The sequence below is a fragment of the Agarivorans sp. QJM3NY_33 genome, assembly GCF_050870865.2.
Lineage (GTDB): Bacteria > Pseudomonadota > Gammaproteobacteria > Enterobacterales > Celerinatantimonadaceae > Agarivorans.
Genome location: NZ_CP194039.2, coordinates 785333 through 799214, shown reverse-complemented (window position 1 = coordinate 799214; position 13882 = coordinate 785333). Strand labels below are relative to the sequence as shown.

14 protein-coding genes are annotated in these 13882 nt (G+C 44.3%); 6 read left to right on the top strand and 8 right to left on the bottom strand.

Annotated elements, in window-relative coordinates:
* Positions 1 to 313: 313 nt before the first annotated feature.
* The 5 genes from ACRRSY_RS03530 to ACRRSY_RS03510 form a co-directional block, all read right to left on the bottom strand.
* Entirely contained in the window at positions 314 to 673 is a 360-nt protein-coding gene (locus ACRRSY_RS03530; RefSeq protein WP_432454547.1) for a hypothetical protein, read from the bottom strand.
* On the bottom strand, positions 673 to 1722 hold the full coding sequence (locus tag ACRRSY_RS03525; protein ID WP_432454548.1) for a hypothetical protein: 1050 nt from the start codon (positions 1720 to 1722) through the stop codon (positions 673 to 675). Before ACRRSY_RS03525 ends, ACRRSY_RS03530 begins: the two co-directional genes overlap by 1 nt.
* Before the next feature lie 271 nt (positions 1723 to 1993).
* The gene (locus tag ACRRSY_RS03520) at positions 1994 to 2740 is read right to left on the bottom strand and encodes a phosphatase (RefSeq protein ID WP_432456102.1); all 747 of its coding nucleotides are present in this window, start codon (positions 2738 to 2740) and stop codon (positions 1994 to 1996) included.
* Between the two features lie 276 nt (positions 2741 to 3016).
* Complete coding sequence (locus ACRRSY_RS03515; RefSeq protein ID WP_432464358.1) at positions 3017 to 3454, bottom strand: hypothetical protein; 438 nt, start codon at positions 3452 to 3454, stop codon at positions 3017 to 3019.
* A gap of 254 nt (positions 3455 to 3708) precedes the next feature.
* A complete protein-coding gene (locus ACRRSY_RS03510) occupies positions 3709 to 5022 on the bottom strand; it encodes a methyl-accepting chemotaxis protein (protein ID WP_432464357.1) in 1314 nt (437 codons plus the stop codon).
* Positions 5023 to 5434: 412 nt separating this feature from the next.
* Here ACRRSY_RS03510 and yciA point away from each other — a divergent pair, with 412 nt between their 5' ends.
* Together yciA and ACRRSY_RS03500 are read left to right on the top strand one after the other, a co-directional pair.
* Positions 5435 to 5836, top strand: coding sequence for an acyl-CoA thioester hydrolase YciA (gene yciA / locus ACRRSY_RS03505; RefSeq protein ID WP_432454550.1), 402 nt, complete (start codon positions 5435 to 5437; stop codon positions 5834 to 5836).
* Positions 5837 to 5928: 92 nt separating this feature from the next.
* Positions 5929 to 6990, top strand: coding sequence for a ParB/Srx family N-terminal domain-containing protein (locus ACRRSY_RS03500; RefSeq protein WP_432454551.1), 1062 nt, complete (start codon positions 5929 to 5931; stop codon positions 6988 to 6990).
* A gap of 120 nt (positions 6991 to 7110) precedes the next feature.
* Here ACRRSY_RS03500 and ACRRSY_RS03495 read toward each other — a convergent pair whose 3' ends face one another.
* On the bottom strand, positions 7111 to 7860 hold the full coding sequence (locus ACRRSY_RS03495) for an endonuclease (RefSeq protein WP_432464356.1): 750 nt from the start codon (positions 7858 to 7860) through the stop codon (positions 7111 to 7113).
* A 388-nt stretch (positions 7861 to 8248) separates the two neighbouring features.
* Between ACRRSY_RS03495 and ACRRSY_RS03490 the strand changes: the two genes are divergently transcribed.
* The 4 genes from ACRRSY_RS03490 to ACRRSY_RS03475 all read left to right on the top strand — a co-directional run bounded on the left by ACRRSY_RS03490 (position 8249) and on the right by ACRRSY_RS03475 (position 11465).
* Positions 8249 to 9208 carry an ABC transporter substrate-binding protein gene (locus tag ACRRSY_RS03490; RefSeq protein ID WP_432460899.1) on the top strand — a complete coding sequence of 320 codons (960 nt, stop codon included), beginning with the start codon at positions 8249 to 8251 and terminating at the stop codon, positions 9206 to 9208.
* Between the two features lie 12 nt (positions 9209 to 9220).
* Positions 9221 to 10123, top strand: a complete 903-nt coding sequence (locus tag ACRRSY_RS03485; protein WP_432460898.1) for an ABC transporter permease — start codon at positions 9221 to 9223, stop codon at positions 10121 to 10123.
* Positions 10120 to 10923 (top strand): ABC transporter ATP-binding protein, encoded by an 804-nt coding sequence (locus ACRRSY_RS03480; protein WP_432454555.1) that lies wholly within the window; start codon positions 10120 to 10122, stop codon positions 10921 to 10923. The genes ACRRSY_RS03485 and ACRRSY_RS03480 overlap by 4 nt, the downstream gene beginning before the upstream one ends.
* 272 nt (positions 10924 to 11195) lie before the next feature.
* Positions 11196 to 11465 carry a hypothetical protein gene (locus ACRRSY_RS03475; protein ID WP_432454556.1) on the top strand — a complete coding sequence of 90 codons (270 nt, stop codon included), beginning with the start codon at positions 11196 to 11198 and terminating at the stop codon, positions 11463 to 11465.
* Positions 11466 to 11587: 122 nt separating this feature from the next.
* Here the strand turns inward: ACRRSY_RS03475 and ahpF are convergent, their stop codons facing one another.
* A complete protein-coding gene (gene ahpF / locus ACRRSY_RS03470) occupies positions 11588 to 13180 on the bottom strand; it encodes an alkyl hydroperoxide reductase subunit F (protein WP_432460896.1) in 1593 nt (530 codons plus the stop codon).
* A 124-nt stretch (positions 13181 to 13304) separates the two neighbouring features.
* A complete protein-coding gene (gene ahpC, locus ACRRSY_RS03465; protein ID WP_432454558.1) occupies positions 13305 to 13868 on the bottom strand; it encodes an alkyl hydroperoxide reductase subunit C in 564 nt (187 codons plus the stop codon).
* Positions 13869 to 13882 lie beyond the last annotated feature (14 nt).

The window sequence follows — 13882 nt, the reverse complement described above, 5'->3', positions numbered from 1 at the left end:
ATAGCCAAGCTATCATTGCTGATACTCCAAGCATCAGAAAAAATAACTGTATCCAATCTGCGTAGATTGAAGGGGCATGCTCCATCATAAAGTCCTTGGAATACGGCTATATATACCATTATGCTCATGGGCGTCTTTGGCTAAATTTGCCTAAATCATCGCCTGCCACAGCAACAATCGTTATTCTTAATTCAACTGCTCACTGACTATTTTTGTAGAAGTTCTGGAAAGAATACTCGACAACCAAGCAACCATTGACGACACAAAAGCAATCATGAAAAAAACTTAAGCATATCTATAAAAATTAGTGACTCTAACTCCATATAGACCATGTAGCTATAGATAGAAGCAAACCAATACCAGAAGACCATAACCATAAAGCCAAGTACCAATCTAGCCTTGTTGCTAACCTTCTAGTTTCTCTAACAGGAACAAACTGATAATTAGAGTCATTCATCCTTTCTGTTTTGAACAGAATAACTGTTGCGTAGCTAAGCACCCTAAAACCAGGTCCATCCCAATCTACCCTACTTATGCCTTGCGTTTTAAACTCCCGCTCAAGCCTCACCATGCACTTTCTAGAAAAAGCCAGCCAAGCTATCATTGTTGATACCCAGCAAAGCCCCCCGAACAGTTGAGCCCAATCTGCAAAAGTTAAAGCGGTATGTTCCATTACAATGACCTTGGAATACGGTTAAAGGTTCCATTTCGCTCATAAACGTCTTTGGCTAAATTTTTTCCAAAATCATCTCCGGCTACAGCCGCCAAATAAGTCGCTCCAATGCCAATACCAATTGCAATTACCCACCCTACAGGCGTAGCAGTTAAGCCGATAGTGATAGCTGCAGCAGCCACAGCCTTTGCTGTTAAAGCTCCAGCAATAAAGCTTATAGACAAGCCTGCAGTTTGAACTACCGCAGTTTTCTGCCAATCTTTACCTTGTTCAAAATCCGCCTGCACGATTTTACCTCGTCTATATATATCGTAACCGAGAAGAAGACGACCAGCTCCTTTTAGCCCCAATGACATCCGTTTTAGGCTTTGTAGCTCTTTAACGTTTGTCACTCTAATTGGCGCATCCGTACGTGCACTTTTAGCTTTATTAATTCCACGAGTAGCATTATTAAGCACCGTTCCTTTACGCGCTTTAACAACCGATGTAGCTTTAGTTAGTTCAGTGCTAAAGACTTCATTAAGAGACTTCCATGCTGTGCGAGCACTAGACTCTAATTTCATCATCTGTATTTTAGGTAACTTAGCTTGGTGCCCGGCTCTCACCGCCATTAAACTTCTTTCGTAAACTTTCAAGCTGTTCTCTAAAGCCGCGCCTCGATTCTCTAGTAACCCTACACCTGCACTCGCAAAATTAACCTTTTCTTTATTCACCCATTGATTGAGTCTACTGGCCGCAGGCGCAATCTGCTGGTCAAACAGCTCGGCTAATCCAAGTGTTATGTCGCTACCTAGTTGAGCATTTACATTGGCTAACGAGCGACGGTGACAAGAAGGGATAGTTTGCAGTTGTCTGCATTGCTGCATTGAATTGGTAGGAGTGCTGCTTCCGCTTGAGCGAACAACATAAGGCGTTCCTGCATGCAGAAAGCCACCAGATTGCAAAGAATTATCATTTAAGAATGTATTAAACTCTGCTTCACTCGCAAAATCAGCAGGCTTTAACTGACGGCTCCGAGTACTAAGATAAATCTCCGCTTGTTCACTCACAGTTTGTTCCTTTTACTGTCAAAACAGAAATGAAGGAACACGGTAAAATTAAATAACAAATAAGTCAATAGCAATCGGGAAAACTATTTTAGCAATGACTTGCTTAGAGCAGCTAGTATGGGCATCCACGGTAAAAACTACTTCGCTTAAGCAAGGTTTTTTGTATTGGACGCCCCCGTTTAGCTTATAAATCAGGTCTAAACGGTGCCCGTTAGGCTTCATCGGCGTATATCGCACTGCAAAGTGTTTTCATACAAATGCGGATCCTCACTTAGCTTAGTAAGTCGGCAAATTCTTGATGAAGCGCTTTTCCCTTATCGGCTAAATGATCCAGTAGCGACAACATGCTGCGATTAATGATCCGCTCGGCAGGAAAGGCGTTCGCCTCTAGTAGCCCCAAGGCTTTATCGAAGCGGCCTATGTCGTAGGCGATGTGCGCATCTGAACCAATACTTAAAGGCGCATCGTGTTTTTTAGCCAGTTGAATGATCCGTTCACAATTGGCTTCGCTGCCCTTACGAGAATGAATAAACGAACTGTTATTAATTTCCAAGGCTACGTTATATTCCGCCGCCGCTTTGACAATGGCTTCAGCATCGATAGGAAAGCTGGGGTTGCCCGGGTGGGTGATGACATTCACCAGCCCATTTTTGATGGTATTAAGCATGGCTTCGGTGTTGATATAAATGGACTTCGGTTGAAACACTTCCTGATGAAAACCACATAAAATGATGTCCAATTGAGCCCGCATGCGCTCATTACAATCAATTTCTCCCGCTGGCGATTTGATATTGGCTTCAATGCCGCGAAGAATGCCAATGCCCTGATCGACCCGAGGAAACAAGGCGCAATTGATAAAGTGCCACTCATGAGGGGCATCGGTCATGTCTGGCCCGTGGTCGCTTACCGCAAACATCTTAATGCCATTCTGTTTGGCATAATGAACATAGTCGTGCAGGGTACTATAAGCATGGGTGCTGGCGATGGTATGTAAATGCAGATCGACTTCGGGTTTGATTTTCATAACGACCTCTAAAGTATGAAAGGGGAATCAGCAAGTTTATTGTGACTAAGATCCGTTCTGCCAACAAGTGAATAAGCGCTCTAACTCCATATCAACCATGTAGCTATAGATAAGAGCAAAGTAGCACCAGCAGACCATAACTACTGTAGCTTTAGTTAGTTCAGTGCTAAAGACTTCATTAAGAGACTTCCATGCTGTACGAGCACTAGACTCTAATTTCATCATCTATATTTTAGGTAACTTAGCTTGGTGCCCGGCTCTCACCGCCATTTAACTTGTTTCGTAAACTTTCAAGCTGTTCTCTAAAGCCGCGCCTCGATTCTCTAGTAACCCTACACCTGCACTCGCAAAATTAACCTTTTCTTCATCCAGCCATTGATTCAGCTTGCTGACTGCAGGAGTAATCTTCTGGTCAAATAACTCGGCCAAACCAAGTGTTATGTCGCTGCCTAACTGAGCATTTACATTGGCTAACGAGCGACGGTGACAAGAAGGGATAGTTTGCAGCTGGCGGCATTGCTGCATTAAATCGCTAGGTGCGCTACTCCCGCTTGAGCGAACAATGTAAGGTGAACCTGCATGAAGAATACTGCCAGCTTGCAGCGCGTTATCACTTAAAAAGGCATTGAATTCGGCTTCATATGCAAAGTCATTCAATTTTACCTGACGACTTTTCGTACTCAGAAAAATCTCCGCTTGTTCACTCACTATTTAGCCCTTTAATGGGTAAATGACAAAAACATAAATTAAACGTTATTAACCTTAATAACAGTAAAGTTTTAATTTAAAAGCATTATTTGCTCAATACATCAGCAAAAGTCGCTGACATTTCTAGAGCAGGATAAGGTCAGTTACCACGCTGCCAGAGCTCTATAAACAATCAATGTTAGCTTGTTGTTTGTTGAAACAAGTCCCTAGTCAATGAGTAAATATTCTCGCTGGCCCTATTCAAAAACCACGCCCTAGAGTCTCTGGTTAAACTGACTCACTACATCTACCACTTGTTGCGCGCCACTTTGAATATCTTCCATCATCTGTCCAGCTTCAGTCGACAACTCTAGTGCTTCGCTAGCCTTCAATTCGCATTGAGAAATCAAATTAACCGCGTCGCCAGTTCGTTTGAGATTTTCTGAAACCATCATCACAATTTCTTCGGTCGTGGTATTCGTTCTCGATGCTAGTTGGCGAACTTCATCTGCAACAACAGCAAACCCACGTCCCTGCTCTCCAGCGCGCGCGGCTTCAATCGCCGCATTCAGTGCCAGTAAGTTTGTTTGATCGGCGATACCACTGATACTGTTCACCAATTCACTAATTTTTTGAGAATGATCATTTAAGGCAGCAATACCGGTGTTCGCTTCACTCATGTACTCTGCAAGCTCCTGCATCCTCTGATTGGTAGCCTTAATCACCTGTTGTCCTTGAGATGTTTGATGTCCAGTTTTCTCTGACACTTCATTGGCTAATTGAGCCGCTTCGGCTGCTGATTGTTCTTGAATCACTTGATCAGTAATCACAGTGGCAAACTTTACAACCTTATAAAGTTCTCCTCTATCGTTGTGAATTGGATTATACGAGGCCTCTAACCACACGGTTTGCCCTTGGCTATCAAGCCGCTTAAAGCGCTGCGATACAAATTGGCCACTCGCCAAGCCTCTCCAAAACGATTGATACTCTAGAGAATTTGATTCTTCAGAGCTACAAAAAATACGATGATGTTTACCCACAATTTGTGCGTTGGTATATCCCATAGTGCTTAGAAAATTATCATTTGCCTTTAATATCACACCATCAATAGAAAATTCGATAACCGCAGCGGAACGATTTAAGGCATTCAGCATGTCTTCTTGTTCGCGCGACATTTGAATAGTTCGAGTTAAGGCCGAAGCAAATAAGCTATAATGAGTTAGCTTGTTACTGCTATTTTTAATCGGTTCTAAAATAGCTCGCAGCCAAGCCTCTTCAGCATTGCCCTTGTTCACTTGCAGCGCGCCATCCCAATGCTCCGCTTGCTCAATTGCTTGCTTCATTCGCTTGTAATGTTCAGTGTTTTTCGCTTGATCTGGCACCAGGTCGGTAATGTGCTTATTAATAAGATCCCCTTGCCTCAAGCCAAGTTCTTGTTCAAACCTTTTATTCACCGAAGTCACACGCCCCTTTTCATCCAGTGATATTCTCAACATTCCTTCTTCAAGACCAGCACGCGCTTGTTTAAGCATCTGGAGTTCTTCAGTTAACTTCCGGTTTTCTTTCAACAGTCGCTTATTAAAAAACATATTTCCCCCGACGATCCGTAGACTTATATTTTGCGTTCAAGCAAGCCAAGCCACCTATTGATAGTCTAGACAGCTGTGAAGGGATTGCCAATCAGAGAGCTTTTACTTTTGATTAATCCAATCATAGAACAAGCAACAGCAAGAACATCAACCATTATAAGTAATACTTAAAATAGCCATGACATGGAGGCGATTGTAGAATAAGTTTGAAAAAGACCAGAGTAAGTTGTGAAAACATATACTTTTAGAGCCGTATACAGCCTTATTTAAGTCAATTTAGTTCATGCTGCAGCCTCTAAATCTTCTAATTATGCACTCCGTGAGTTTGCTTATATTTTTGATATAATAGTATTTTTCAACAGCAGACCAGCAGTTTGCTTAATTACTTATTTGTTATTGTGGCGATTAGAACATGAATCAGAAAGTTAGTGCTCCAAAAGGGCAATTATTACTCCGAACCTTGGCCATGCCAGCAGATACCAATGCCAATGGCGATATTTTCGGCGGCTGGATCATGTCTCAATTGGATTTAGCGGGTGGTATTTTAGCCAAAGAAATTTCCAATGGCCGGATAGTCACCGTGTCGGTTTCCAGTATCACCTTTGAAAAACCGGTGAAAGTGGGCGATGTGGTGTGCTGTTATGGTGAGTGCAGTAAAATAGGCCGAACCTCAATGTCTATCGATCTTGAAGTCTGGATCCGCCAAGTGAAAGAAGATGATGTTGGTGAACGCTTCCAAGTTTGCCATGCAACCTTCAATTATGTCGCCATCGACAGCAATGGTAGGCCCCGCCCAATTAAAAAATCAGATTAATAACACATCATTAGAATATCAACAGCGCTTAGAATACTTACCTCACTAAAAATCGGTAACTTACTTGGCTTAAAGGGAATGGAGATTACACCATGGTATTGATTTCACCAAAATCACACGCCCCATGGGGGCTTGCCATTGCTTTGTTTGCGGCCTTATTAAGCACCGCTTGCCAAGCAAAAATAAGCGAGAGTGATCCCTATTTAGCTTCGCTTAAAACCGATCTACAAACCAAACCATTCGACTTCGAAAAAGGCCAATTTCGCTGGATTAAGCTTGGGGATTTACGTCCCACTCAGGCGCTAATTGGCCATGACCAAGTGAATTACAAATTGGGGCGCTACCAAGCCGAACCACAAAAGATGTATCAAGAAATTTGTGAGTCTTATGGGGCAAGCAGCAACAAAGTAAAATGGAATGCACAGTCTTCCCCTTTGCAGCCAGCTAGCTTCAGCTGCTCACAAGCATTAGTCAGCCGCTCCAGTGATGTAAAAACAGCCATCGTCGCACCCGACGGCCAACTTTACCTGACCGATGGTCACCATACCTTTAGCACTTTTATGGATATGCGCAGAGGAGGTGCAAACATGCCGGTACTGGTAAAAATTCAAGAGAATTGGTCAAAGCCAAGCATCCAAACCGAAACTCCAATGGCGCAATTTTGGCAAGATCTCGCTAATAGTAACAATAGTTGGCAGTTTAGTGTTAAGGGCGCAGCAATAGATTATCAAGACATGCCAAAACATGTGGGTCGGCAATTTTTAGCCAACCAAGCTTTTCGCTCCCTAGTCTATTTTGCCAATGGCATAGGCTGGGATAAAACACAGGCAACTCCAATTAATTTTCTAGAATTTCATTGGGGGCAAACGCTGGCAGAAGACATCTCCATTGACCCCGCTCGTTTAAGCGATAGCGACTACTATCTCGCTAAAATAGAACAAGTTGCAAGACAGATGCTGGCCTATGCACCCGATAAAGTCATCGCCCAAAGCCACTACAGCGCCCAACAACTGGGACAAAAAAAAGCTTGGAACAAACAGAGCTCTAAACGCTTTAAGCAATTACTTTGTAAAGGCAAGAAAAAACATCTGGGTAAGCTCGGCTACGCCTTAAGCTACCAACACCCCGGCTTATTAACAGAGCTTTGCCACTAAGCCATGCGACTGCTTTGCTATATCAATATCCGCTTATCATGCTGCTGTCAGCATCAACTCTTAAGCAATCAGAGCAAAACCTTTAGCCTGAATTACTCTGATGGTGATGCACTTGGTTAATCAACCACATAGCTTGTGCAATACCGGGTTCACATTGTGCTGCACTTGTTGAATTCTTGCTGCGCGTTTACATTCAAAACCACTGACTGGATATTGCTTATTCCAGGCTTGCATTAACTGTCGTTGACTCGCGCTCATCTTATATTTGGGGTAACTCGCTTCCATATATAAGTAACTTCTGGCAATTTGTCCGCGCGCAGACTCCGGAGGCTGAACCTTGCGATTTTTGATCCGCATATCACAAGAGCCAAAACTGGAAGCATTACTGCTAAGTAGAGTGAAGTTATAATTAGAGCGACTGGCATTCACCGCACCAATCGCTGGGAACAAATTATACAGATCAGCCTGCATCAAACGGTACTCAGCATTAACCTTTTCAGCACATTTTCGCCCTTTATAGGCTTTGCCCTTTGAGTTAACACACAAAGGATGACCTTCCCGCCACGCCACAAAACTACGGCCAAAATTTTCTGCTGGCACCACGTGCTCAGTTTCGTATTTAGCCAAGCGATTTTTATATTTTGGACTTGAGAAACCTCGATCCAGCGTCAATTTGCGTTGACTATCAAACCGAGCTTCACAATACAGGGTCTTCCTGTCGGAAGGCTCAACATAGACCTTTTCAAGTAATAAGCGCTTTGCCTTACTAAATGACTCAATGGTGAGATTACCATCGGCAAACACCGAGCTAGAAACAAGTAGTAGCAGCCACCATACAAAAGGGCGAAAAAGGGAGAAATATCGATTCAAGGCTTGGTTATCTTATGGTCACGAGTTGGCGGGCTAACAATCCACAGCTATTGGCAATGATGAGTCCAAATTTAATCATTAAATGATATAAATTTTATACGGTTTATTCCACAAAATGTCGCATAAAACTAAGGCAATGAAACCACCACCCAGTTGATAAAACCAACAATAATAGAAATAACCACAACTTAATCTAAAAAATGAGACCCTTTATTAAGCTCGAACAGTCACCATTTGCGCAACTAAACATGAATAATCACCACAAAATGTGCTTAATCACGGTCTAGCTGGCAGTTTAAAGAGACTAGCGGTTTGCAGCGCTTAAACGGTGGAGTACACTAGCGAGCTATGCAAATACAACGCAAATACAATTAAAAAGGACGAATTGATGAAGCTACATGCTGCGCTTAAAACCATGCTGCTTTCCGCTGCAATGATCTGTATCCCCCTTCAAGCGAAACAGGTATATGTTGCCACCACCGCCATTGTTGAACACCCAGCCTTAGACGCCGTACGCGATGGCGTGAAAGAATACTTGGCAGAAAATGGCTACAGCGGTGATGCACTTAAATTCACCTATGAAAGCGCCCAAGGTCAACCAGCAATTGCTTCGCAAATTGCTCGTAAAATGGTAGGCGACCAACCCGATGTCATCGTGGCCATCGCCACCCCCTCAGCGCAAGCAGCAGTGAGTGCCAGTAAAAACATTCCGGTGGTATTTTCGGTAGTCACCGACCCAATTGGTGCAAAAGTTGTCCCTAGCCTAATCAAACCCGGTGGCAATGTGACTGGCCTAAGCGACATGGTTAACGTTCAACAACAGCTCGAACTAATCAAAGAGTTTATGCCTAATATCAAACGCTTGGGCATTCCTTTCAATCCAGGCGAAGCGAACTCTGTGGCAATTGTAAAAGCGATGACCGAAGCCGCTGCTGCCATGGGTATCGAAGTGATCGAATCGGCTGCACCTAAATCTTCAGACGTGATGATCGCCAGCAAACAACTTGTGGGTAAAGCTGATGCCATCTACTGCTCCACCGACAACACCATTATTAGCGCCTTTGAATCGGTAGTAAAAGTAGGGATCGATGCAAAAATCCCAGTATTTGCCGCAGATACAGCTTCGGTAGAACGAGGTGCGGTTGCAGCTGTCGGTTATAACTACGCCGACTTAGGCCATCAAACTGGTGAAATTGTACTACGCATCTTGCAAGGCGAAAAACCTGGCAACATCGATGTAAAAATGGCCGAAGGCACCGATCTTTATGTGAACCCTAAAATCGCCCAACGCATGGGGATTGAGGTTCCGGCGAGTGTGCTTAAGCGCGCCAATAAGATCTTCAAATAATAAGGCCATATAATGTCAATGTTTGCATTTTTAGGCACCCTTGAAATCGGCTTTATCTTCGGGTTGGTCGCCATCGGTGTTTATTTGACTTTCCGCATTTTAGACTTTCCCGATCTCACCGTAGACGGTAGTTTTACCTTAGGTGCGGCAGTCACCGCTTCACTGATTGTGATGGGGGTAAATGCCTACCTCGCCACACTCATTGGAACCCTTGCGGCAGCTTGTGCCGGTTTAGTTACGGCATGGCTCAACTTGCGTTTTAACATTTTACACTTGCTGGCCAGTATTCTTACCATGACCGCCCTATACACCATTAATCTGAGGGTGATGGGCAAACCAAATGTCGCCTTGATTATGGAACCAACGGTGCTCACACCTTTTGAAGGTTTGGGCCTGGATAACATGTATCTCAAGGTGATTTTTGTCGCAGTATGCGCGGTACTTGCTGGCATCGCTGTCGCTTGGTTTTTAAATACCCAATATGGCCTAGCCATGCGTGCAGTCGGAGCTAATCCCCGCATGGCACAAGCCAATGGGATAGTGGTGAAAGAAAAAGTCTATGTGGGCTTGGCATTATCCAATGGCTTAGTTGGCTTAGCGGGCGGCCTATTCGCCCAAACCAACGGCTTTGCTGATTCCACCATGGGCATTGGTACCATTGTGGTGGGTTTAGCGGCAGTGATTATTGGTCAATCCTTGTTTGCCAGCCGCTCAATGTTAGTGATTATATTGAGCTGTATTGTTGGCTCGTTACTTTATCGGGTGGCGGTATCGATGGCCTTAAACGCTGATTTCCTTGGCTTCACCGCCTCCGACTTAAACCTGATTACCGCGGTGTTAGTTGGACTTGCCTTAATCTTTCCGCAGTTACGTAACGAGTGGAAAGCCAAACGCGCTAAGGAGGCCAACCAATGATCCTTTGTGAAAATTTACACGTTACCTTTAATCGCGGTTTACCCACCGAAAAACTGGCATTGAGGGGCATCGATTTAACCATTCCTCAAAGTCAATTTGTAACCGTGATTGGCTCTAACGGTGCAGGTAAATCAACCTTGCTCAATGCCATTGCTGGAGACGTATCTTCCCACAAGGGCAAGATATTTTTCGATGAACGCAATGTGACTTCCCTACCAGCCACTGGACGCACCAAAGATATTGCCCGAGTATTTCAAGATCCCTTGGCCGGCACCTGTGGTACGCTCACGGTTGAAGAAAACATGGCTTTGGCTTACGGGCGAGGCAGTCGTGGCAAGCTGAGTACAGCGCTCAATTCATCCTTGCGCAAATTGTTTCGCGAGCAGTTGAGTCGTCTTAATCTAGGTCTAGAAAATCGCTTAGATGCCGAAATGGGTTTGTTATCGGGTGGTCAACGACAATCGGTAAGTTTGCTGATGTCGGCCTTGCAACCCAGCAGTATCCTGCTATTGGATGAACATACCGCGGCACTCGATCCAAAAACGGCGGCCTTGATCATGGATATATCTTCACAAATTATTGCCGAAAAGCAACTGACGGTGATGATGGTGACCCATTCGATGCGTCAAGCATTGGATTATGGCTCGCGCACCATCATGCTACATGAAGGCAAAATTGTGTTTGATTTATCTGGCGAGACCCGCGCTAACAGTGAAGTAAAAGACTTACTAGAACTGTTTGCCAAGGCGCGTAACGATGATACCGAGCTAGACGACGACAAGTTATTGTTAGGCAGCTAAGTTTGACGATTCATCGCGAAACTTAAACCAGCGAAGGGCCTTGGCGCTTCGCTGGCTGTTCCTCCAGCACTTATTCCCCTCCTTTTTCTATACGCTTCACCGATTAATCAACAATTGTTTCTTCACATTTGTTGAATCCTTTCTTTACACAAGTGTTCGCATGATTCAGTAGTCAATCATTGTTATTGATTGTCCGAGTCTACTGATACATAGTAAAAGTTTAATAATCAGTTAGTTGCTCGTTGTGTGACGAAGCAAGGAGGGAGAGTTTAATGAAAATATTAGGGCGACTGATATGGCTTGGTGGTGTCATTTGCCTGGCAAACTCAGTTTTAGAAATATGGCCAACAGCAATCGAAGCCGGGCATTATTTAGCCATTTCATGGTGCTCTATTGCGGCTGGGTATACTGTTTATCGTTCGACCTTAATTTATCAAACTGATCCGCACTCTTACTTTCGTTCATATAACTGGGTGGTGCTATTTATCTATCTGCTTATCATTGGCTTGCTTTCCATCCAAGGTCAATTGCGTTTCTTTTAATTACGCGGCTGCATAGCACCAATAGTTGCTAATCAATGTTCAACAAAAGATTTGCTTATTACCCATTGCTCACGCAAAAAAAGGACTGGCAAAGCCAGCCCAAGACTCAGGGAAATGAGTGTTTATGCAACTTGTTTTTGTTGTTCTTCATCACTACTAGGTGCAGTGAGTAAGTATTCAAAGGCCGCTAAAGAAGCTTTAGCACCTTCGCCCATAGCCACTACAATTTGCTTGTAAGGCACTGTAGACACATCACCGCAGGCATAGATCCCGGGGACCGAAGTTTGACATTTTTCATCAATTATAATCTCACCGCGCGCCGTGGTATCGACCACCGAGCTGACAAACTGACTGTTGGGTACCAGTCCAATCTGCACAAAAATGCCCTGTAACTGCTGCTGCTGTACTTCACCACCGTCGCGTTCTTGATACTCAAGCGCGGTAACTTTACCCTTCTCTGCAAGCACCTGTTTGGTGGCAACATTACGCCGAATTTGAATATTTGCGGTAGCTTCTGCCTTATCTACCAACACTTGGTCTGCACGCAGTTCAGGCATAAATTCAAACACGGTGACCGATTTCACGATATTGGCTAAATCGAGTGCTGCTTCGATACCGGAGTTACCGCCACCAACCACTGCGACATCTTTGCCCTTAAAGAAGGGGCCATCACAGTGAGGACAGTAGGCCACGCCATTGCCAATGTTTTCTTTCTCACCCGGCACGCCCAGTTCACGCCAGCGAGCACCAGTGGCTAAAATAAGCGTTTTGGTTTCAATTTCTTCACCAGTGCTCAATAGCAACTTTTTACGATCCCCTAGATCTATCACCTCTGTGACTCGAATATGTTCTTTGGTGGTGATCTCGTAATCATTCATATGTGCTTGTAAGGCACCTGCAAGCTCAGGGCCGGTGGTTTTAGACACCGAAATTAAGTTTTCAATGCCCATAGTATCTTTTACCTGACCGCCCAAACGATCGGCAATTAAGGTTACTTTTAAGCCCTTGCGAGCACTGTAAATAGCGGCACTAGCACCCGCAGGGCCACCGCCAATCACCGTGACATCTTGTAAAGGAAGCGCCTCAGCAGCGCTGCCTTTAGCTGCCTCTGGGTATAAGGCTAACAACTTGTCTACTAGCTCGGCTGCATCCACCTTACCATTGGCAAATAATTCACCATTTAGGTAGACCGAGGGCACACCTTGAATGTCGCGAGTCTTAATTAAATCGGGGTATAAACCACCATCAATCATTTCACTGCTAATGTTCGGATTCAGCAGCGCAAATTGGTTTAATGCCTGAACCACTTCAGGACAGTTATGACAGCTTAGGCTAACAAAAACTTCAAAGTGTAATTTGTCTTTGATGTTGGCAATGGTCGACTTCAAACGCTCATCTAAGCGAATCGCCGTACCAGAACTATGTAAAATAGCCAATACCAAGGAATTAAATTCATGGCCGCCTGGAATACCTGAAAATTGAATACCAGTGGCTTCTCCATCTGCTTCAAGGGTAAAGCTAAGTGGACTGCGAAGCTCGCCCTGGGTATCTCGCTGTTCAATGCTAAGCTGTTCGCTTACGCCACTGATCCCAGTAAGATAGTCCACTAATTCTTGTCGTTTACTATGCTGACCAGTTTGAATCACAAGATTCACGCTGTTTTGCATGGATGCCGTGTATTGTTTTAAAGCGTCTAAGATTTGTTGAGTAAGCACAATAAGTCTCCTGATGTTTGCGTCGTTAAGCCCTATTGGCTCAAGCAACAAATTCAATAATTATCAGGGCCGAACATCTGGCCCCGACTCGTCTTGATTCGCGAAGGCTGCGAATCATTACTCATTAGATTTTGCCGACTAGGTCTAAAGATGGCGCAAGCGTCGCTTCACCTTCTTTCCATTTAGCTGGACATACTTCACCTGGGTGAGCAGCCACATATTGGGCTGCTTTTACTTTGCGCAGTAAGTCTTCAGCGTTACGGCCAATCCCTTCAGCAGTGATTTCTACCGCTTGGATGATGCCATCAGGGTCAACGATGAAGGTACCACGGTCAGCTAAGCCTTGTGCTTCACGCATGACTTCAAAGTTACGTGTAATCGCGCCATTTGGGTCACCAATCATGGTGTATTGGATTTTACCAATGGTTTCTGAAGAATCGTGCCACGCTTTGTGCGTGAAGTGGGTATCAGTTGAAACCGAGTAAATTTCTACGCCACGAGATTGAAATTCGTCGTAGTAGTCAGCCACGTCGCCTAGCTCAGTTGGACAAACAAAGGTAAAGTCAGCTGGATAGAAGAAGAAGACCGCCCATTTGCCTTTTAGATCCGCGTCACTTACCTCGATGAATTCACCTTGTTTAAAAGCACTTGCGTTAAAAGGTTTGATTTCAGTGTTAATTACAGACATTTAATTTCTCCAGT

Bases quoted from the DNA above. Each gene is read 5' to 3' on its own strand.
- yciA (WP_432454550.1), top strand. From the start codon at position 5,435: ATGAATCAGAAAGTTAGTGCTCCAAAAGGGCAATTATTACTCCGAACC.
- ACRRSY_RS03530 (WP_432454547.1), bottom strand. From the start codon at position 673: ATGGAACATACCGCTTTAACTTTTGCAGATTGGGCTCAACTGTTCGGG.
- ACRRSY_RS03485 (WP_432460898.1), top strand. From the start codon at position 9,221: ATGTCAATGTTTGCATTTTTAGGCACCCTTGAAATCGGCTTTATCTTC.
- ACRRSY_RS03510 (WP_432464357.1), bottom strand. From the start codon at position 5,022: ATGTTTTTTAATAAGCGACTGTTGAAAGAAAACCGGAAGTTAACTGAA.
- ahpC (WP_432454558.1), bottom strand. From the start codon at position 13,868: ATGTCTGTAATTAACACTGAAATCAAACCTTTTAACGCAAGTGCTTTT.
- ACRRSY_RS03475 (WP_432454556.1), top strand. From the start codon at position 11,196: ATGAAAATATTAGGGCGACTGATATGGCTTGGTGGTGTCATTTGCCTG.
- ACRRSY_RS03480 (WP_432454555.1), top strand. From the start codon at position 10,120: ATGATCCTTTGTGAAAATTTACACGTTACCTTTAATCGCGGTTTACCC.
- ACRRSY_RS03500 (WP_432454551.1), top strand. From the start codon at position 5,929: ATGGTATTGATTTCACCAAAATCACACGCCCCATGGGGGCTTGCCATT.
- ACRRSY_RS03490 (WP_432460899.1), top strand. From the start codon at position 8,249: ATGAAGCTACATGCTGCGCTTAAAACCATGCTGCTTTCCGCTGCAATG.